Here is a 21,569-nt window from a genome sequence, read left to right on the forward strand (position 1 = left end):
TTTTAACCTGTCTCTCTAAAAAACGGACGATTTTTTCGGCAGCAATGAGGTAATGGACCACAATTTTCGGCAAACCATATCCTCACAATTTGGGCTATTCCGAGAAATGACTCTTAGCTAATCTGGTTAAAAGGGTACTCCTTTAGCTGATTAGGTCATGCAGAACGACACAACAAAAGACATGGTTTACCAGAGCCAACGTACATTTCCTGACGAAGCGACCGCCCGGGAAGCGTTTGGTCGATCGATAGACAAACTGTTTCGGGTAAACGACTGGTCGGCGCTATCGAGTCTGGCGTCTGATTTCAAGGTATACAGTCAAGCGGGAGAGCCGAAAACGACTGTGTATCCAGAAGTTAGCGATTTTATTCAGATTAGTTTACCCGGTCCCGTTCCCGAAAACTGGGTACAAGTCACCCATCGGATGATTGAAGATAATCGGGCAGCGTTTACGGTTCGGCCCAGTCGTAACCCACGAGAAAATAATCCGGCAGAAATCGAGCATTTTTTCCATGAATCGGCGAGCAGTACGTTTCAGGTCGAACGCATTGGAAAGACCATTACAGCCGCCGAAATCGGTAAAAACGAAGGGATCAACAATGAGGGACCCCAGGCAGGAAATCGGGCCATTATCAACACCATCATCGCCGAAGTGGGCTGGCTATTCTACCAGAAGTTGCAATGGAAGCTTTTAACGGACTATCTGGTAGAGGTATAAAGAAAGGGAAAGTCGGTTGGAAGAGCCATTTCCTTACTTTTTGCACTATTTCTCTGTAGGTATGGTCGCGAAATAGCCTTAATCGGTTAAATGCTCAAAACGAAATTATATTTATGAAAACCATGCAAGAATTAATGGAGCACACGATCCGGGATCTGTACTCTGCCGAAAACCAAATCCTGGAAGCCTTACCTCAGCTGATCCAACAGGCGCAGGACGATAAACTGCGTCAGGCCTTACAACTGCATCAGCAACAAACCGAACAACAAGTTCAGCGGCTGGAGCAGATTGCCGAACAGATGGACATCGACCCGGATGGCGAAACCTGTATGGCCATGCAAGGCCTGGTGGAAGAAGCCCAGGATTTACTCAGTCAGCTTGAAGAAGGTCCAGTGTCCGATGCCGCCATTATTGGAGCCGCCCAGAAAGTGGAACACTATGAGATTGCTTCGTATGGTACAGCACGAACGCTGGCTCAGCAGGCGGGCCAGGATCAGGTAGCGGACTTGTTGCAACAGACACTGGAGGAAGAAAAACAAACTGATGAGAAATTGACAGAAATTGCTACAAGTCAGGTAAATCAAAAAGCGGTGCAATCGTAAAGAGCGCACAGATCGGTAAAAGTGTAATCGCACGATCCAATAGATCGAAGCCAGTGGTTTAGTTATTGATTGATACAATGGTAGCTCTTGTGCCGATCACTAGCTAAACTACTGGCTTCGATCCATCGGACAGGTAAATACACGGTTGATTAAGTTGTTGCTGCGTAGTCAATAGGGCTTCGGCATACGCCAGATTTAGTACCCGGCGGGGTGGGTAAACGGTTAGATCAGCATCCCATAGCCCCGACCGATGCCAGCAATCCAGATGGTCCCAGTCGGGTCGGTCGATGATCGGATAGAGGCAGACGCCCCATAGCGGTACACCTGCCTGCCGTACGACAGCGCATTCCTCGCCAATCATACTAATCCATTGAGGGCGATGCTCTCCGGAGTGACTGGTTTCGGTCAAGGCAATGGGTTTTTGATACCGTCTATGAGCTTTCATCAGAAGTTTGTGGAGTGGTATCCAACGAGGATCAGGCACAGGATCGCCCCAGGGCAGAAAGTCCACGAAATCAAGCACCCATTGATTATTGTAATAATAATTGCACCCCATTATATCCAGATAGTCGGGTGAGCCGCCTAGCTCAGGTGCTATGGCTCCAACCAGTATATCAGTGGCTTGAAACTGATTCTCGTCGGCAATTGTGGCAGCCATAATCTGTTCGATAGTGGCGTTAAGGGGGGGCACAATCTGAACCAGCGGTTCGGTTGTCAGAATGCGGATTGTTGGATCAAGCTCGCGCATGGCCGCCACGGCTTCAATGTAGGCCCGCATCAGCCCTAGTTTAACCTCCCAGCCTTGTTTCGTACAGTAGGGAGTTGTTCCCCGAGCATCGCCACCCAGCCAGGAAATGAAACTCACTTCGTTGATTGGCGTCACAATGAGCGTATCATCCGGATAATTATCGCGATAGAACTGCACAAACGCCCGGCACATGGCTGCAAATCGCCGGGCAAACATCGGATGCAACGGCGATAGATCGTCGGGATAGCCAAAATGGCATAGGTCCCAAAGCTGCTGAATACCGTATCGATGCCCAGTTGTACACATCTGCTTTACAGTGCTCCAATCATATTGATAGGCTCGTTTTTCAACCTGGCTCCAACGGATACCTTCCCGAACGGTACGAATGTGAAAAGGAGAAAGCTGTTGATAATCCGATTCCAATAAGTCCAGATGCCCCGTAGCGCTGAACATATCAACCCGGTTCCCAAAGCAATTAAGCTGATCGGTGCATTCGAAACCTCCCCACCAGAAAGATCGAAACGGATTGGTTGGTAATGATATTTCCATAAACACGAATGCTGTAGGCTCACGGCGATTGACTGGACGAACCATACGCCTTATGTATCCGCATCCTAAAGCCTGTTGTCACAGGAATTGTTTATGGCTGGCCCTGGCATTAGGAAACGGACCATCTGCTCACAATTCAGAAGCGTATCCGGCCTTTGGAAAAGGTAGTCATCGCTTGTCCTAACAAACGAATCTGTCTACCGTTCATAGCTTGCTGATTCCAGGCAAAATCAGCCTGCCGTTTCCGATTCACCTAGTTTATTAACCCATTATGTCCGTATCTACATCGATTATCCAGAACCTCCCAGGATCTCCGCATCCTGGCCGCTTATCCAGCGAGAACATAACCGATTTAGTTTGTTTTTCTCATCTGCGCTGGAATTTTGTTTTTCAGCGGCCTCAACACCTACTGAGTCGAGCTAGTCGACAGTGGCGAGTCTGGTTTATTGAAGAACCTATTTATGGCGAGACCGAACAGCTCGAGATTCGGCCGGTTAGCCATCAACTGACAATCGTCGTACCGCACGTGCTGCATGGCAGTAGTGAGGCCACTGTTCTTTCGCTACAACGAAAAGCGATTGACCAACTTCTGAAAGATTATCAGATTCAGCATTTTGTGGCCTGGTATTATACTCCGATGGCGTTGCCGTTCACCGATCATTTGAAACCCCAGCTGGTTGTTTATGACTGTATGGATGAGCTATCTGCTTTTTTAGGTGCTCCGGCCAACCTGCTGGAACAGGAAGCGTTGTTGCTAAAACGGGCTGATCTGCTATTTACGGGTGGATTAAGCTTATATGACGCTAAAAAAGATCGGCACCCAGCCGTATTTGCGTTTCCGAGCAGTATCGATTTTACGCATTTCGAATCGGCCCGATACGCTTTGCCGGAGCCAGCCGATCTGTTACCGATCTCCGGTCCGCGAATTGGCTTTTGTGGGGTAATCGACGAACGACTAGACATCGATCTGTTACGATCATTGGCCAGCCAACGGCCTGACTGGCACTTTGTGCTACTAGGCCCAATCGTTAAGATTGATCCCGATACGCTACCCAAAGGACCCAATCTGCATTATTTGGGGCCAAAACCCTATTCGGAACTTCCGGCTTATTTCAGTCATTGGCAGGTAGCTATGATGCCGTTTGCAATTAATGAAGCTACCCGGTACATCAGTCCAACAAAAACGCCTGAATACCTGGCTGCGGGCCTACCGGTTGTCTCTACGCCAATCCGGGATGTCGTGCGAACCTATGGTGGCTGGTCGCCAGTTCTTATTGCCGATTCACCAGTTACGGTTGAAGAAGAGATTACCAGGGCGCTCTCCAATCAGGTGGATAACTGGCCTGTTGTTGATGAATATCTGCAAGCTAACTCATGGGATATTACCTGGGCTAAAATGAATAATCTAATGCAAACTCATCTAAAGCTGGTTTTTCAATAGGCCTGATCAAGGGACTTACGCTTATGTCGTTGCCAGAGACTACACAAAGAGCCAATTTCATTTATTCGTCCTGGCTTATGTGTTGACCAAAAGGGCTCTTTACTAATGGCTTGGGTTGTTCAGCTTTGTGAATCAATACGTGACGGATGACAACCTGTTTGAACGGCGTTTCATCCGCGTTTAGAATGGGCATTGCCCGCAGATCAGGTTCCTTTTGTAAATCCAGCGTAGCCGGGATAAAAGCGCTTCCTTTGCCCAGGCGAACCATACTTTTCAGCAGGTCAAAAGAAGGTACGTAGTGAACGATGCTCGTTTGCCGGGTAAAGCCGACTTTTCCTGTTGCAATTGCTCCAGCTTAATGGCTTTCTGCGCTGCCATTGGATGATTCTTAGCCAACAGAATTGCATAATCAGCTTCTGCCTAAGGCATAGCTGTCAATCCGTTCCGTTCTAATGGCAGTACTGTCATACCCAGATCAAGCTGATCATCAGCTACCCCAATCTAGTCATCGGATTACACAAATAAGTCAGTCTGTTTGTATAATCCGATGATTAGTTTACCAGTTTTAGTTTTGTAGGCGTTGTCAGTCCTGCGATCCTGTGGGAATAAATACGCGCACATCCTGTATTAGCTTGTTTATAGATCAATAGACCACCTCCCATTCGTATGTACCAGCCCCTACGTCGGTAACTTTCCAGAAGGCCCCTTCAGCGACGGCTTTCACGATGGTCCCGTTTTGCCGAACCTCACTTTTTGTTTTCTTACGCGGCAGATAGACCACGCCACGCGTATTAGCAGGTAGTATAGTCTGCAATCGAAATCGTTCGGGTGTATTGTCAAATGCTACTGTAATGGCCCCTCGTACCGTAGCCAGTTGTATTGACGCCTTTCGTAGCGTATCGGGTTGAGGTTTGATCTGTACAGTTTCGAAAGCCGGCGTTAGGGGCTCAACACCCATTAGCTTGCGTACGATGATGTTAGCCGGAGCGGCTCCCCAGGCATGGTTCCAGTCCTGATTCGGTTTATAACGAGTGTCCCAGGCTTCAGTTGTCATTGTAGATCCTGTGCGAATCATGTTGTACCAACTTCGTTCTTCAGTCGAGGTTAGCAGAGCTAAAGCGTAAGTGCTTTCGTTGGCATTGTATAGACCATCCAGCAGAAATTGTGACCCGTATACGCTACACGCCATACCCCGCGAGCGTATATGTGCTACTATAGCCGCTCGGTTTTTTTCTGGTACAAGGCCAAACGCCAGCGCCATCATGTTGGCATGCAACGAATTATGATCTGTACCTTCACCATCCCGAATCAATCCTGTTTTTGGTTCAATAAACGTGGCTTGAAATGCTTTCTTAACCTGATTTGCCCGAGCTGTTAAAAAAGTGGCATCTTCTGTTTTTTCTAATTGCTTTGCCAGTTCGGCCATAAACACCAATCCCTGGTAATGAAACGCGTTGACGACGGCATTGTAATCCTTAAAAACAAAGCCATCCGTTTCACCCACTTCTTTTTTACCTAATCCCAAAACGCCTTGCTGCGGCCAATCGACAATATCCTGAATCGTCGGCCGACCGTCAAACGTCTCGTAATGAATCGACTTTGTAAATTCTGGCGTTTGCAGACCTGTGCGGGTACTGATCAATCCATCCGGGCGAGCCAGTGGCAATAGCAGTTTCGCTTTTAGATCGGGATACAGCGCGTCGACGGTTCGTGGATCGCCCGAATAGAGATAGTCGTTCCAGGCAATGAGTGGATTTTGCAGCGACCATTCCGTAGGCCAGGTAGCATGAAAAACCAGATAATTCAGCGACCGTTTGGCGATACTAAACTCAGAATCGGTCGCATAATGCGACAGTTGGTTGATGACCGCATCGCCCTCGTAAGGAATCCGTTCGCGGTCGCCATCGACGTAAAAACCGCTAAACGTCGTGGCCTTGATGGTGTGTTTACAAAGCTCCCAAATCTGGTTCAGCGTCGTGTCGGAACTGGTAAAGGTCGTCGCCAGATCATCGAATGGATAGGTTACCGTTTGGCGAACCACCTGATCGACGCGGACATTACCCGTGAGTAATTCCAGCTCAACGTACCGAAACGGCAATACCTCGCCAATGTATTCTGGCATGTGGATCGCTTTAGGGCCCGTGTTGCGCTTATCAGGTTTGAACTGAATGGCATAGCGGTGCGTCCCCCGTTGTAGAACTACAGGAATGCGTCGATAGCGTAGTGTACCCGCTGGTTTTGTATTGACATGTCCCTCGGCTGTGATGGCTTCGCCAACGTGCAACATCAGCGTATCGGATTCGGCCATTGTGCTGGCGGTGATGAATACTTGTCCAAACGCATCCTTGCCAAAATCATACAGAATCTGCTGTCCGCCCAGTTTGCGTTGTGTGCGAGGAATTTCTTCTGTTTTCACCAACGGATAAAACGGAGTTTCGTAATCCGCTAATTGCGGAGCCGTCCGGAACGCTTTAACCTGTGAAAACGCACTTTCGACGTTCTGCTCATTCCAGACTTTTACTTTCCAGAAATAAGTTCGATTTGCATCCAGGACAGGAGGAATCAGAACACCTGCACTCCGGCTATTCATCATCTTTCCTGAGTCCCAAAAATCACCTTTACTTGCTTGGCAATTGGCTCGAGAAGTACTGACAATTAGTTGGAACGCACTCTGGCGACTGCCATTCCTTTTTTCGGCAAGTACCCAGCTAAACGAGGGATGGACACTCCGAATAAGTGCTATTTGTCCTGAAATACCAGCTGAATCAGCGGCTTCCAGGGCAAGGTTCGTTAAAAAACCATTGCTCCACACTTTATCGGTATGAAGCAATAGATCCGTGCGTAATAAAGTCGGGGCCGTTGATGACTGAGGGAAAGTCCTTAAACCAACCGACAGAAGTAATCCTAAAAAAATATAGCGCATTGCCTGTACAGAAGCTATTCTCTAATTATCCATTTCTTCTGTCATGCTGACGAAGGAAGCATCTTAAACGGCCCTAACTAATTTGTTGGGATACTTTAAGATGCTTCCTTCGTCAGCATGACCAAAATTCTACCGCAAATCAACACTGTGATCGTGCGGAAAATCTTCGCCACTCCATATTTTTTGCGCACTCCATTTTTCGGGCGCATCGTCCCAAAACGGATCAGTTTCGGGTAAGTCGAGTGGCAAAATATATTCGTGGCAATGTACAGATTTCCCTGATTATTGTAAAAATCAGCCAAGTCTGGCTGCGAGCCGTACAAACCGATGGTTAACCAGCCATTCTGGTAGGTAGAAGGACTTTCGAGCGTTTTTTTAATGACCGCCGTGAGTGCGCAACGCACCTGGGCCGGTTTCAATTGTTCAGGTAGCGCTTTCCGACGAGCCATGTCCGCCAAATGCTGAAAGACCGCGCCCCGGTACACAATCGACCTGCCTGTTGCCGGATACGCACCATCGGTGTTGATCAACCGCTCCTGAATGATGGCGTATCGCTCATTTCGTTTTTTGATCTTGGCAATCATGCCGTTGTACGCATTCGTTTTCTTGCCAATGATTTCTGTAATGGCCGCCAGATATGGGTGCATGACGTAGCGGTTGTAATAATCATACGCATACGATCCGAGTACATGCCATCGCCCAGGTACCACTGCTCCAGTTGCTGAAGCGCATAATCGTTACTTTTTCGGCTTTAGAAACTTTCTTTTTCTGGGCAAAAAGTGGGCTTCTTAAACCGATTAGAAGTCCTAAAATCAGTATCCTATATGTTTTCATTTTACCTATTGCTTTACCCATAAATCTCCCACATCCTCGGTCTGTGTCCTCACAGACCGGAACGTTTCGTCTAAGTCAAGTCTAGCTGACGCGAATGGGTCTGTGAGGACACAGACCTGAGAAATGGGTTACCCCTAAATGCCCTGAAGGGGCTTTGTCTATGAGTGAGTTAAGTCCCCTTCAGGGCATTTAGGGGTATCAAAGTCAGACTTTAATAGTCTTGACCTTTGGAGAGCGCAAGGGTAATCTTTCTTATTTCTTCGTTAAAAAGCGGTGCATTTCGCAACCCGCTAGCAGGAAAGCGCCTACGCCAAAATTGGTTGTGGAAGCGGCATTGACCACCTGTCCCGGAATGGCTTTTTCACCAATGGGTTGTACATAGCCAATTTTCCCGTCGGGTTGAAGCGCGACCGTATTCAGATATTGCCAGCCTTTCAGCGCTGCGGCTAGATACGTTTGTTCAGGTAGGTAACCATTATTAATCCCCCACAATAGGCCATATGTAAAGAAGGCCGTGCCGCTGGTTTCAGGACCCGGTGCGTGTTCAGGATCAAGCAGGCTTCGGGTCCAGTAGCCTTCGGGTTGTTGGGCTTTCAGAATGGCTTCTGCTAGTCCTTTGTATTTAGCTACGTATTCGTCTCGGTGGGGTGCATTTTTGGGTAAATCGGCTAGAACTTTCGCCAGACCAGCAAATACCCAGCCATCACCCCTAGCCCAGAAATCCTTTTTGCCGTTTACACTTTTGTGCTTCGGGTACACATATTTCGCATCGCGGTAGTACAGTTTTTCATCTTTATCGTACATGATGCTGTTGGCATACATGAAGTATTCGTATAGCTTCTCCAGATACTGTTTATTGCCGGTTGTCTTGTAAAGTTTCGTCATAACCGGCATCACCATGTACAAGCCATCGGCCCACCACCAATAGTCGTTGTTGGGCGTACTCATTTCATACTCCATTACCTCTTTGGCACGGGCAATCTTATGCTCTTCAGGTTTGAGATTATACAGGTCGATGTACGTTTGAAAGCAGATTTGCCAATCGCCAAAGAGTACGTACTCATCGGTTTCGCCATACGAATATTTCCAGGTCGATTTATCGGTTGATTTAGCGCCTTTCCACTCATTGTGCTCGGCCCACGCTTCCGAATACTGGCGATACGCTTCGTTTTTCGTCAGGAAATACGCTTCCATATTTCCGGTATGATAGGCCGCATTATCCCAGAATGCGCGACCGTGGGTAGGATGCGTTGATTGCCAATACCCGTTCGCCTTCTGAATGGCGGTAAGTACATCCGGAGTGGATGGTTTCGGCTGAGCAAAAACACTCGTACTGAACAGTAGCGAAAGGCTCAGGTAATGAATTTGTTTCATTGGGATTAACGGGTCTTCCAGGTCGACAAATTCCACTGATCTGTCCATTGCACGATAGGCTGATTATTCTCGAATGTGATGGGCAACCAGAGATAGCGGCTGTCTTTCAAATCTTTCGGATTCCAGCGATCCGCCATGAAAATGAACGCGTCTTTCTTTCCATGAACAGGTTGAATGTATGTCGATTGACCATCAAACGTTTTATCAGCCAACGGACCTTTCATCGGATCGCCAACGAGTTTCCAGGGTCCGAACAACGATGTGGCCGTGTGTAGTGTAGCCGCATTGGGCGCCCAGCCAGTACAACCGCTGGTAATCAGATAATACTGACCATTTTTCTTAAAAATGGCTGGGGCTTCACGATGATTGCTGAATAATAAGGTATCCTGCGTTGAGGCTGACAGATAGTCATCCGTCAGTTTTACGATTCGCAAATCATAGTTTTCGCGAGCCGAATAAATCTCATACGCTGAGCCGTCTTCATCGACAAACAGAGTCATGTCGCGCGACATATTCCCATTGGGACGGAAGCTTTTCACATACTGATACGGTCCGGTCACTTTATCGCTGACGGCAACGCCAGCACGAGCGGCTTTATAGCCCTGCCCCGGCAGTTCGAGGTGAAACCACATCACATACTTTTTCGTATTCGGGTTATAAATCACCTTCGGGCGTTCCATCAGTCCGTTGGTGGCAATTTCGCTGGCTGGGTCTGTCGATTTGGCTAAGGCTACTCCTTCGTATTTCCAAGTGTATAAATCGTTTGACGAGTACACGTTGACGCCTTCCGAAGCGGATTGTCCCCGTTTTTCGCCAAACCAGTAGTACGTTTTATTGGCAAACAGTAATCCCCCGCCATGCGCGTTGATGATGTCACCTTTATCATCGTACCAAACAGCACCGGGTTTAAAGGCGGGCTGATCCTGAGCCTGACAAAGCGGTGTAGTTAGGATCAAACTTAGGGCTACTACAAGAAGAGAAATGGATTTCATACGGAAGAGATGTTGATAAAAAAGATCGTGGACTTTCAATCCACTAATCGAAAGGGGGAATAGTCTTCGATTAGCGAATTGAAAGTCCACGATAAGACTCTATTAATACCCTGGATTTTGCGCCAGAACCGCGTCTTTGTTCAACTGAATTTCCGTCAGCGGAATCGGCATCAATAAGTGCGTGGCCGTTAAACTCCGTGTTGGATTGACCGCACTGTTCGAGTTCAGGCGAGTAGCCCGATCAACCAGCGTTTTCGTACGCATAAGTGTCATCCGTCGGTTTTCTTCACCGATCAATTCACGAACGCGTTCGTCCAGAATAAAATCCATCGTAATATCCGCAGACGCTACTTTTCCAACCGTTGGATAGCTTGTGTAGGCTCGTTCGCGCAGAGCGTTGATGCTCGTAGCTGCGGCTTCCAGTTTACCCTGCTTGAATTGCGCTTCGGCCAACAGCAAGTACGTTTCGCCCAGACGCATCAGGATAAAGTCCTTGATCATAGCGTACCCGAACGTATCGTTTGGATCAAACTGGTACCACTTCGTTGTGTGTGGAGCAATGTTGAATAGCGTATCGGTACCTGTATACGGCACAAGTTTGCCATAGGTTGCCGGTTTGGTCGGGTCATTATAAACGTAACGACGGCGGATGTTGTACTGGGAATTACGAATGTCGCCTGGTTTGTAGAGACTATACAATACCCAGTTGCTCAACCGCAGACGACCCAGGGCGCGTCCACCCGTTGAATCGGCCAGGGCCATGCCCTGTACGTTATGGTAAGCCGCTCCCCAAACCCGCCGTTGCTGTGGATTGTCCGTAATACCGCCAACAACCGTACTGGGGTTTTCCTGTTCCAATACCCAGATGGCTTCCGTATTTCCCTGTACCCGACGCTGGTTGCCGTAGATAAACATATCGTGGTAAAAATCACCGGCCTCCCCTGCTCTGATCCCGTAGCGGCTTTTGATCAATTTAAACCGACCGCTGCTAATAATAGCCTGTAATTGCGCTTCGGCCAGATCGGGTTTATCCATCCGCAGGTAGGCTTCAGCCAGTAATTGCATGGCCATGAACTTGTTGGCCCGTCCGTAGAGCTTTCCTTTCGAGTTGGTTTTAACGCTCTCAATATCCGGCAGATTCGCTACGGCAAAGGTGAGATCATCGACAATCAGTTTGTTTACCTCATCGAGCGTAGCCCGCACGAAGTCTGTTTTAGGGCCGGTAAGCGCTTGTGTCAGAACCGGTACACCACCGAAGCAGGTCGCCAGGTTATTATAAGCATAAGCCCGGAAGAACTTGGCTTCAGCACCGATGCTACTTTTACCCGTTCTACTGATCGTCGTCAATGTTGGGGCATCGACGCCGTTGATGATCGTATTTGTGAGGTTGATCATCACGTAATTGCGGTTCCAGGTACGGGCTGCGGCACCGTCGGTAGGCGTTAGCAGCGCGTAATTGTAGTACGGAATCTCGATACCCTGCTGGTTAGCCGTCGCATTGGCAACATCCGTACCGACCTGCCAAACGCTGGGCCATCCCTGCTGATCGGACCAGGAGAAATACGTGCTGGTATGATTATAAAGCCCAACCAGCGACGCTTCGAACCCCAGCGAATCGTTCAGCGTAACGGGGGTATAAGACGAGTAAGGCTTCTCGTCGAGGAACGTCTGCTTACAGGACGAGGCCAGAACGACGGCCGACAAGGCCAGTAATTTTATGTATGGTTTCATCTGATTCTAAGAATTTAAGCCGATCAATTAGCGGAGAGAGACATTCAAGCCCAGCACAAAGGAGCGGGTCAGCGGATAGTTATTCGTCCAGCTTGTGTTCGAATCGCTGGAGTTACCCTGCGTTCCTCGTGAGTACTGAACCGCTTCTGGGTCCCAGCCGATCCACTTGGTAAAGGTGTACAGGTTCCGTCCGCTGGCATACACAGTCAGATTGCCCAGACGCAGTTTATCCAACAGTTTTTGCGAGAACACATAGCTCAGCGTAACGTCTTTGATACGGGTAAAGCTGGCATCTGACGCGTAACCGTAGCCTCGTGGGTTTTTAAACGCCAGCGATGGGCGCGTTTGGCTCATGTTTTCAGCCGTCCAGTAGCCCACGTCGATTGGCGTGTTCCGCTTCCCGGTTTCATCGGCGTAGGTTAAATCCGCATTATTACGGGTTACGCCCTGAACTGTCTGAATGAAAATATTCAGGTGCAGGTTTTTGTAGTGGAACGTGTTGGTCAAACCGCCGGTCCATTTAGGAGCCGTTTGTCCAAGAATCATGCGGTCGCCATCGGCCGTAATCTTTTTGTCGCCATTCAAATCAGCGAATTTCAGATCGCCCGCTACGGCACCGGGGTCCTGCGACGACGCATCTTCGCCCTGCTGCCACACGCCAGCCAATTTATAATCGTACGTGACACTGATGGGTTGTCCGATAAACCAGCGGTTACCCAGATCATCCTTCTTATCGCCGTATAGGTCAAGAATGCGGTTTCTGTTGGACGCAAATACAACGGTGCTTTCCCATTTAAAATCACCCTTCGTCATGTTACGCGTGTTCAGCGTCAGCTCGATACCCGTATTCGAGGTTTCGCCGAGGTTATCGTATACGCTGGAATAACCAGTCAGGATCGGTAAGCTTCTGAGCAGAAGCAGTCCTTTCGTATTGTTTTTATAAACGTCGATGCTACCGTTGATGCGGTTACCGAGGAATCCAAAATCCAATCCGATGTTACGGCTCAGCGTCGTTTCCCATTGCAGGTTCGCATTTCCTAAGTTACCAGGTTGAGCACCGATAGTACTTACGCCATTGAAGGGCGAGCGGACGGTATTGTCGGTAGTAATGGTCCGGTAAACGCTGATCGCTTCGTTTCCTGATTTTCCGTACGATACGCGAAGTTTCAGGTTGGTAACAGCCGTTATGCTTTTCATGAAATCCTCGTTGCTGATATTCCAGCCAAGAGCCGCCGACGGGAACAAACCGTATTTCGTGGTATTCGCGCCAAAAACTGACGAACCATCGCGACGAGCTGTTACGGTGAACAGATATCGACTATCGTACGAGTAGTTTACCCGCGCCATTTGCGAATTCAGGCCGTAACGATCCGCATAAGAATTGCTCGATTGGGTAGCACCAGCCCCTAAATTGTTGAACGACAATTGGTCGTTGACAAAGCCCGTTGCGGTTCCAGTTGCGGTGGCATATTTCCGTTGTTGAGCACTGTAGAGACCCGTAAAATCCAGGTGATGTTTTCCGAAATCTTTAGCATACGACAGGATATTCTCTAGCGTGAAGCTATTCGTTTCTGAAAAGAACGTGTTAGCCGTTCCCAGCAGGTCGTTTGCCGCCCGGCCCGTATAGCTGGCTGTACGAGCGGGTATATACGAATACCCAATGTTCATCCGGTATTTCAGCCCCTTCAGTTTACCCGGTAATGCCAGTTCGATATAGCCGTTTCCATTGAGGTTTGTGTTCTTGTCAACACGATCCGTTGTCAGGCCGAGCAGAGGGTTCGTATACAATTGCTCGGGAAACATCGGGTAAATTCGATACGTCCCATCGGTATTGTACTCCTGACCATAGGGGCTCATGGCCGATGCATTCAACAAATTAGCCCGGCCCCCATCGCGGTTACTGTTGGCAATAAACAGCGACGTACCTACCGTCAGATAATCCGTCAGCGTTACATCGAGGTTCGAGCGAAAGCTAGCCCGCTTGTATTGATAGCCTTTGATGGCTCCCTTCTGATCTAAATATTCACCCGAAATAAAGTAGCGAACGTTCTGCGTACCCCCCGAAATGCTCAGGTTATGATCCTGCAAAACGCCGGTTTGCGTAGCTTCTTTGATCCAGTCGGTTGTGATGCCCGCGTTGTAGTTGGCCAACTCATCGTAGTTCGGAACGGGGCTAACCAGAGTCTGGCCCGTTTGCGCCATGTAATCAGCATACTTTTGCAAGTATTCAGCGCCGTTGCGTGGGCGAAGAACATGCGCAAAGTTTTCGATACCGACGTAGTTATTGTATCGAATGGTTGGCTTGCCTGTTGTACCGCGCTTGGTCGTTACGAGAATAACACCGTTAGCGCCATTTGTACCGTAAATAGCCACCGCAGAGGCATCTTTCAGCACTTCCATCGACTCAATATCGTTGGGGTTAATATCGCTAAGCGATCCCCCCGTTTTACTGAGTGGAATCCCATCCACAACCACATAAGGCCCCGAGTTCGCATTAATCGAGTTCTGCCCCCGAATGGTCGTGCTAGGCGCAGCACCCGGCACCGACGACGATTGCGAAATATTGACCCCAGCCACAGAACCTTGAATAGCCTGTAACACGTTGGTCACGGGCAATTGCGAAAGACGCGCCTTCGGAACAGAAGCTACTGACCCCGTAATATCCGACCGTTTCTGAGTACCATACCCGACAACCACCACTTCGCTCAACGATTTAGCATCGCCCTGAAGCTGCACATTGACTACCGTCTGATTGCCCAGAGTTACTTCCTGAGGTTGATAACCAATAAACGAAACGACCAGAATTGGATTCGCTGCACCATCCGGAATACGAAGCGTGAATTTCCCTTCCGAGTCGGTATTGGTACCCGTATTGGTTCCTTTCAGCGAAACCGTAGCACCAGGTAGCGGTCCGCCTTTTTCGTCGGTTACTTGTCCGGTTACGGTAATGACGGCCTTATCCGACGTCGTCATTCGTGTAACAAATTGGTTGACCGAAGCATAAAGCGGATTGCTATTTAGGGCAATTTGTTGCGCAAACACCCCCTGAACGGGTAAGAGTGCTCCGCAAAGAAGTAGCCGTTTAATGTTCATAAACGATTCTTAGTTCTTGGTTGGTTATTGGACGATTTACTTATCAATGCGCCGTTGAAAAGCAAAATCATTGTTCGAATAATGCAAAATTAATGGGGGGCATTTTGACCACCGGGGGGCGTTTTCAGCAAAAAGAAGGGGTATTTTCAGCGTTGGCCCTTGAATCGCATATATTTTACACAATTCGGAAGCTAAGGCCGAAACGATTCTTCAGAAGCTGTTTTTAGCCAGTATTGGGCGAATGGATTACACACGCCCGGACCTGAGTCCTTACAGGCCGCGCTCCCGGATGGAAAACGTTGGCTGACGCATGAGGGGGCTGTGTCCTCACAGCCCCTGGATAGGAGCTTTAAAAATGATTAATGGGTGCTTTTGTCATCCTGAGCGCAGGGAAGGATCTTATGGTTTGCTAACACTCTAATAAGGATACTTTAAGATCCTTCCCTGCGCTCAGGATGACAAAGTTTTGAAAGCGTGTTATTTGCGAAGTACCCCCATATTAGATACCGAAACGGGCTTGATGCCTTCCAATGTAGGCTGTACTTTTTTGATACTTCGGTCGGCATTGAATTCCAGCTTGTCGATACAGACTTCGCGATGATAGCCCGCCGATTCCCCCATGTTGATGCCGTTGGGATAATTGAATCGGTGGTAGACAATGTACCACTCATCCTTGCCGGGTAGTTGAATGACCGAATTGTGGCCTGCGCCATAGATGCCCCGACTCTTATCTTTTTCCAGCACGATGTTATTGGCCGGTACGGTAATCTTGCCCAAGGGCGAATCGGAGGTTCCATAACGAACACGGTAGTTTTCGCTGCGCGTATCATCTTCCGACCAGAAAAAGTAGTACGTTCCATTTCGGTAAATGACGTAGGTTCCCTCACGAAAGGTCTTATCGGGCGTCATCACTTGCTGTGTACCGGGTTTGAGCGAAAGCATATCGTCGGCTAATTCCGCACCAGCCATGTAGCCATTACCCCAATATAGATAGCTTTTGCCCGATTTTGGGTCCGTAAATACATCTGGGTCAATTTCCTGTCCACCCGTAATACCATCCGGTTTAGACGCAATTAATGGCTTGCCCGAATCGGTAAACGGACCTATCGGATTATCAGCCGTAGCGACGCCAATTTTCTGAGCTGCGGTAAAATAATAGAAATACTTGTATTGACCGGCCACCTGTTTCTCTACGATGCATGGCGCCCAGGCATTCCGATTGGCCCAGGAAACCTGTTTCGGCAAATCTAGAATCGTTCCCTCGTCATGCCAGTCGACGAGGTTATCGGAGGAGAAGGTTTTGAAATAATTACCCGCCCAGTGAGTAAAGCCGTCGGAGGTTGGATATAAGTAAAATTTGCCCGTTTTTTTCGCGTACAGGATTTCAGGATCGGCGAAGTATCCGCCTAAAACTGGATTGTTCGTGCGGTGCCAATGGCTTTCCAGTGCCTGTTCTTCAGCCTTTGTAATCGGTATAATAGTGCCGTGTCGTGGCTTGAAATTCATTGAGACACGGCCGTCAATTTTCTTAAAATGCGTCAAATCCGTACTCTCGGTAAACTCGTAGCGGCCCTTCGTATAAACGTCATACATCAGGATGTACTGGTCGGAGTTAATCAGCTTAAATACGCTCGAGCCTTCAACGGGATCGGTAGTCTGTTGCAGATAGGTATCGTATTGTTTGTACGGGCCAGTTAGCTGTGTAGAAGTCGCCTTTTTGATGCCATTGCCGGAGCCTTCGGTTTTGTAAAATAGGTGGTACTGTCCGTCTTTCTGAATAATATCGGCGTCGATGCAGGAGCCACCTGCCGGATTGGTAAATAGCAATTCGGGCTTGGTTTCTAATCCCGTAAAATCGGCGTTGGCGTAGGCAAAATAGATTTTATCGGCATCCTTACCAAAGCGCATCGACCAGTAAATCATGTACTTCTTCTTTGCAGAATCGTAAATTGTTTGGGGTGCCCACACACGATTCACATTCGCCAGTTCTGGAAACCGCGTTGGAATATCAACCTTGCTGGATGTCCAGTGAATCAAGTCAGTCGAGCGTAACAGCACCATGCCCAGGTTTGGCCCCCAGTCGTTTTTGGCTACGTGCATGTCCGTAACAACCATATAAAACGATTTACTGTCTTGGCCACGCAGAATATGTGGGTCACGAACGCCACCCGTAGCGCTAATGTCAGCCGATGCGAGTACGGGTTGGTTGTCGTTGAGCGCTTTGTAGTGGTAACCGTCCGAACTGGTCGCAAACCGAATGGCTTCTTCATCGCCTGAATTTCCCGTGAAATACACAAATAGATAGGCTGAATAAGGCGCTTTCTGCGATTTAACCGATTGAGCTGTTGCAAGACTGTTAGTCAGGAAAGTCAGTCCCAGAAAAAGAGCGGCAAAACGAATGACAGGAAGGTTACGCATAATTGGATTTGTGTATTCTGGGTGACCCTATATTATTTTGAAGTAACTAATCGCCGAACTCCCGTGTCTGTGCGGCCGGCGTCCGGTCCTCATAGACACGAGAGTTCGGCGATTAGTTACCCTCCGGTAAGGGGTCTGTGAAGACACAGACCTGGGAAACTGTTACTGTTCGTTTCGGGGTTTATTAGTGCAAATCAATTAGCCGGGGGCTTATAGGGCTCAGTTTCGGTTTATACTATGAATGATGAATACTCGATTATTTCCGCGTTTGCAATTGCTTTAAAATAGCGCTCAATTCCTTCGGCTTTCGCATGTACGGCGATAGGTCAAACAACGACACTTTTCGGAATTCGACAGGGTGGCTTTCGCTTTGTAGAGAAATATAGCCTTCCCGAATCGGCTGTCCATCTTTTTTCACCGCTGAGTCGTAATGACTCACATTTCCACCGGCAATCTGCGGTTTCTCATAAGTTAAAACGGTATCGCCTTCAACAATGTGTTTGATCAGCGAATCGCCTAATACTAATGCTTCGGCATGAACCCATTGGTCGCCCGCGTAGGTTTTTGACTTTGAATCCGTACAATGGGCCGTAAACAGTTTGCCATTTAGATCAACATAGGTGCCGGGTGTACAGAGATTGGCCGTGTGCCGTTCATGTTGGCCATCACCACCAAGCAGTTGCATTTCGAGCGAAATCGGGAAATCCTGCTTCAGACCCATAGATTCGGGAGATTGCCCATGAAGCATAGCACCACTGTTGCGAATAGCCCAGCCCGGACCACCTTTTACCTGATCGCCTACGAATCGATATTCAACAACCAGCAGGTAGGCCGAAAACGGTTTCTTGTAGAAAATATGCCCGTATTGCTCATCAAACGCCGTATACTGATCGTAGCGGACCACCATCTTGCCATCCTCAACCCGAAAGGTATTGCCATAATTATCATTTACTGGATGCCCCGTTATTTTTACTGCCCAATCGTTCAGGTCTTTGCCGTTGAATAAGTCGATCCATTTTCCCGGTTTAGGCTTCGATTGAGCCAGACAGAGGCTTGTCGCGCAGAAGAGCGTAACGACTAATGAGAGGAATCGCATGGTTTAGAAAGTTATTGTTTTATGGTAAAACGATTGGAGTTACAAAAAAGGGGCAAAACAGCGCCTTGTCCCTTTTTAAACCAACCTAAAAAACTCTTACTGTAAAGGATATAACTAAAAATAAACGATCTATTGTCCAGCTGAGCTTACTTTCGGAGACGAATTTGATGTCCCAAACAGGAGCCACTCTAAGCTAAACAGATCGCGGTTCGGCGTTTCGGATTTGACAAATACGAAGTATAAATCATGTTGACCGCCCGGATTTTGAATGGGTGCACTGGCCTCTTTATACGTCTTCCAGTCGCCCGTTGCCGGATAAGCTAATGTGCTGATTACTTGCCCTGTCGGCGAATCGATGTGTACTTCGATCGTAGCTCCTTTATCTTTCGACGAATAGAAATACGTAAGCTGATCGATGCCTTTCAGATCAATATTCTTCAGCACGAAATACGACTCGTTGTGAATAGTACCCAGGCGTTTCCCTTGCCGACTAATGTTGTGAAGTTCATCGGCTTCGCTACCCAACACTTTTGTCGGGCGTAACACCAGCATATCCGTTCGGGTCAGCGCTAGTTGTGTTTTGGGTTTGCCAGTCGGAGGAGTCGAAGAGCCTTTATCGGTGTAAGAAGCCATCAGTACGTAACGTCCAACTTGTTCTTTTCCAACGTGTTGATTCAACGTCAGCGCACCTTGTTGCGGAAGCCGATTTTCGGATGGTTCATTACCCACCGACAAGATGTACTTCACCATTTCGGTGGTCTCTTCGCGTGATAGCTGCGGATGGGCGCTCATGGCGTGTTCTCCCCAAACGCCACCGCCCCCGATGATGATTTTGTTAGCGAGTTTAGCAATCGCCGTTTTATCATCCCGATACCGTTTGGCGACTTCGCTGAACGCAGGGCCTACTGACTTAGCTGTTAGCTGATGGCAGGCTTTGCAATCGGAGCCCGCAATCTGGTTTTTGCCCAGACTAAACGTGGTTGTTAATTGCTGGTGCCCCATTTGTGGTTCCGGGTTCACTTTCGGAATGTAGTTAAGCACCACTTTCAGATTCTTTTTGTCGATGGGCTTATCTTCTTTGTCCTTCACAAGAACGCTGTAATTAATTGGGCTCGACTTTGGCGAGAAGAACGTTCGGTTCTGCGTCGTTTGAATCGCTATCTGTGGAGCCGTATTGCCCACTTTAACCGTCACTAGATTGGTGCTGGATTTACCCTGTTGGTCAGTTACGGTCAGCGAGGCTTTATAAATGCCGTTTTTGCGGAACGTATACGTTGGATTGGCTTCGGTCGATGCGACGGTAGCCCCTTCAAAACGCCATGCGTATGTCAGTTGATCGCCTTTGTCGAAGTCGTGGCTTTGGTCGCCCTTGAAGACTACGGTCAATGGAGCTAATCCAATCGTATCGGTGACGATGGCTTGGGCAACCGGAGCGCGGTTGCCGCCATTGAAATTAATTTTTACCAGCCGAGCATCTTCATTATCAATGCCATAGACCGAGCCATATTCTAGCATGTATATACTGCCTTCAGGCCCGATTTCCATATCGACCGGACGTCGAAAATCGCCGGTTTTAGGCATAAACGCTTCCATGTACTGGTAATTCTGCTGCTCATCCAGCCGAACGGCAAACAACCAATTACGCATCCAATCGTACATAAACAGGGCTTTGTCGTAATAGGCAGGCAATTTGGTCGACGATTTCAAATTCGCATCGTAATGGTAAACCGGCCCACCCATTGCACAGCGACCACCTACGCCTAATTCTGGAAACTCATCGGATTTGTTGTATGGATACCAGACCATCGCTTTTTGGGTCGGCGGCAGGTTCTTCATACCCGTATTGTTCGGCGAATTGTTGACTGGCGCGTTCACATCGAAGGTCGATCCAACAGCTTTGCTGGCAAAATCGTACTGATGATACGGTTTGCTGTCTCCCACGAAGTACGGCCAGCCATAATTACCCGCTTTTTTCGCCTGGTTAAACTCATCATAACCGCGTGGTCCCTGCGGCCCATCGGTGCCCGAATCGGGACCAATTTCGCCCCAGTACAGAATCGACGTAGCCGGATCGACTGAAATTCGGTACGGGTTCCGGCAGCCCATCACGTAGATTTCCGGGCGGGTTCCTGTTGTGCCTTTCGGGAAAAGGTTGCCTTCGGGAATGGTATAGCTACCGTCGGCTTCGACATGAATCCGAAGGATTTTACCACGTAAATCGTTCGGGTTTCCAGCCGAACGTTGGGCATCAAAGGTTAGTCGACCTTCGCGTTGGTCGATGGGGGCAAAGCCATTTGATTCAAAGGGAACCGTATTATCACCAGTAGAAATAAACAGATTGCCTTGTGTATCCCAAGCCATCGAACCGCCGGTATGGGCGCTCACTTCCAGATCAATCGGGAATTCGATAATTGGTTTTTCGCTGGCTACATCCAACGTACTATCGTCATTGATCTTGAAGCGAGCAATTCGCTGTTTGGTTTGCTCACCAGACTGAATCGTATAGAAAAAATACAAGTAATGATTCTGTTTGAAATTCGGGTCGATAGTCATTCCCAACAAGCCGTTAAGGTATTTATCGACGGCTTTTACCGGGAAATCATACAGCAACCGGGTTTTCTTCGAGGTTGGATCGTAGAGGTAAAACTTACCGGCCCGTTCGACAAAAAACACGCGGCCATCGGGCGCTACAGCAAGCTCCATCGGCTCGTTAAGATCGTTGGACAGCACAGTTTTGGTGAAGCGGTTTTCCTCGGGTCGGTTCAAAGTATCGGCCTGAACAGAGTTGGGTTTGTCAACTAATGGGCGGGGGACCCAATTAGTAAATAGCGTTGTTAGGCCAAGCAACACACTAAGAGACGCACTATAATTAATAAACGGTAGAATCATAAATACCTGAGAAAACGGGTCAATAGCAATTTGTCAACCTTGGGTTGCCACCTTTTTCGGCCCAACGGCGTTATAGTCAATAACGCATTTGAATAATGCAAAAGTAACAGGTCGTAAATGGGCAGAGGGGTTGGTTTTCGTCAAAAAGAGGGGGTAAATTG

Annotated in this window: 14 protein-coding genes; 3 read left to right on the forward strand and 11 right to left on the reverse strand. The window is 48.4% G+C overall.

Translation table 11 applies throughout. From position 1 onward, the window contains the following. The first annotated feature begins 157 nt into the window (after nucleotides 1-157). Nucleotides 158-718: a hypothetical protein gene (locus ACYVE4_RS13660; RefSeq protein ID WP_461040609.1), complete on the forward strand. Its 561-nt coding sequence runs from the start codon at nucleotides 158-160 to the stop codon at nucleotides 716-718. 113 nt (nucleotides 719-831) lie between these two features. Next, nucleotides 832-1,320 carry a ferritin-like domain-containing protein gene (locus tag ACYVE4_RS13665; protein WP_461040611.1) on the forward strand — a complete coding sequence of 163 codons (489 nt, stop codon included), beginning with the start codon at nucleotides 832-834 and terminating at the stop codon, nucleotides 1,318-1,320. A 103-nt stretch (nucleotides 1,321-1,423) separates the two neighbouring features. Here the strand turns inward: ACYVE4_RS13665 and ACYVE4_RS13670 are convergent, their stop codons facing one another. Then, complete coding sequence (locus ACYVE4_RS13670) at nucleotides 1,424-2,617, reverse strand: amine oxidase (protein ID WP_461040612.1); 1,194 nt, start codon at nucleotides 2,615-2,617, stop codon at nucleotides 1,424-1,426. Between the two features lie 271 nt (nucleotides 2,618-2,888). Here ACYVE4_RS13670 and ACYVE4_RS13675 point away from each other — a divergent pair, with 271 nt between their 5' ends. Next, on the forward strand, nucleotides 2,889-4,058 hold the full coding sequence (locus ACYVE4_RS13675; RefSeq protein ID WP_461040614.1) for a glycosyltransferase: 1,170 nt from the start codon (nucleotides 2,889-2,891) through the stop codon (nucleotides 4,056-4,058). A 61-nt stretch (nucleotides 4,059-4,119) separates the two neighbouring features. Here ACYVE4_RS13675 and ACYVE4_RS13680 read toward each other — a convergent pair whose 3' ends face one another. The 10 genes from ACYVE4_RS13680 to ACYVE4_RS13725 all read right to left on the reverse strand — a co-directional run bounded on the left by ACYVE4_RS13680 (nucleotide 4,120) and on the right by ACYVE4_RS13725 (nucleotide 21,408). Continuing rightward, nucleotides 4,120-4,326: a hypothetical protein gene (locus ACYVE4_RS13680; RefSeq protein WP_461040616.1), complete on the reverse strand. Its 207-nt coding sequence runs from the start codon at nucleotides 4,324-4,326 to the stop codon at nucleotides 4,120-4,122. Nucleotides 4,327-4,701: 375 nt separating this feature from the next. Beyond that, nucleotides 4,702-6,981: an alpha-L-rhamnosidase-related protein gene (locus tag ACYVE4_RS13685; RefSeq protein WP_461040618.1), complete on the reverse strand. Its 2,280-nt coding sequence runs from the start codon at nucleotides 6,979-6,981 to the stop codon at nucleotides 4,702-4,704. 95 nt (nucleotides 6,982-7,076) lie between these two features. Next, a complete protein-coding gene (locus tag ACYVE4_RS13690; RefSeq protein WP_461040619.1) occupies nucleotides 7,077-7,628 on the reverse strand; it encodes a DUF2264 domain-containing protein in 552 nt (183 codons plus the stop codon). 439 nt (nucleotides 7,629-8,067) lie between these two features. Next, nucleotides 8,068-9,189 carry a glycoside hydrolase family 88/105 protein gene (locus ACYVE4_RS13695; RefSeq protein ID WP_461040620.1) on the reverse strand — a complete coding sequence of 374 codons (1,122 nt, stop codon included), beginning with the start codon at nucleotides 9,187-9,189 and terminating at the stop codon, nucleotides 8,068-8,070. 5 nt (nucleotides 9,190-9,194) lie between these two features. Then, nucleotides 9,195-10,181, reverse strand: a complete 987-nt coding sequence (locus ACYVE4_RS13700) for a glycoside hydrolase family 43 protein (protein WP_461040622.1) — start codon at nucleotides 10,179-10,181, stop codon at nucleotides 9,195-9,197. Between the two features lie 102 nt (nucleotides 10,182-10,283). Beyond that, a complete protein-coding gene (locus ACYVE4_RS13705; RefSeq protein ID WP_461040623.1) occupies nucleotides 10,284-11,912 on the reverse strand; it encodes a RagB/SusD family nutrient uptake outer membrane protein in 1,629 nt (542 codons plus the stop codon). A 27-nt stretch (nucleotides 11,913-11,939) separates the two neighbouring features. Continuing rightward, nucleotides 11,940-15,005, reverse strand: a complete 3,066-nt coding sequence (locus ACYVE4_RS13710; RefSeq protein WP_461040625.1) for a SusC/RagA family TonB-linked outer membrane protein — start codon at nucleotides 15,003-15,005, stop codon at nucleotides 11,940-11,942. Between the two features lie 477 nt (nucleotides 15,006-15,482). Further along, a complete protein-coding gene (locus ACYVE4_RS13715) occupies nucleotides 15,483-17,423 on the reverse strand; it encodes a family 43 glycosylhydrolase (RefSeq protein ID WP_461040626.1) in 1,941 nt (646 codons plus the stop codon). A gap of 256 nt (nucleotides 17,424-17,679) precedes the next feature. After that, the gene (locus ACYVE4_RS13720; RefSeq protein WP_461040628.1) at nucleotides 17,680-18,519 is read right to left on the reverse strand and encodes a 3-keto-disaccharide hydrolase; all 840 of its coding nucleotides are present in this window, start codon (nucleotides 18,517-18,519) and stop codon (nucleotides 17,680-17,682) included. A 129-nt stretch (nucleotides 18,520-18,648) separates the two neighbouring features. Beyond that, nucleotides 18,649-21,408, reverse strand: a complete 2,760-nt coding sequence (locus ACYVE4_RS13725) for a PQQ-dependent sugar dehydrogenase (protein ID WP_461040629.1) — start codon at nucleotides 21,406-21,408, stop codon at nucleotides 18,649-18,651. Between the last annotated feature and the right edge of the window lie 161 nt (nucleotides 21,409-21,569).

Source organism: Spirosoma harenae, assembly GCF_054776975.1.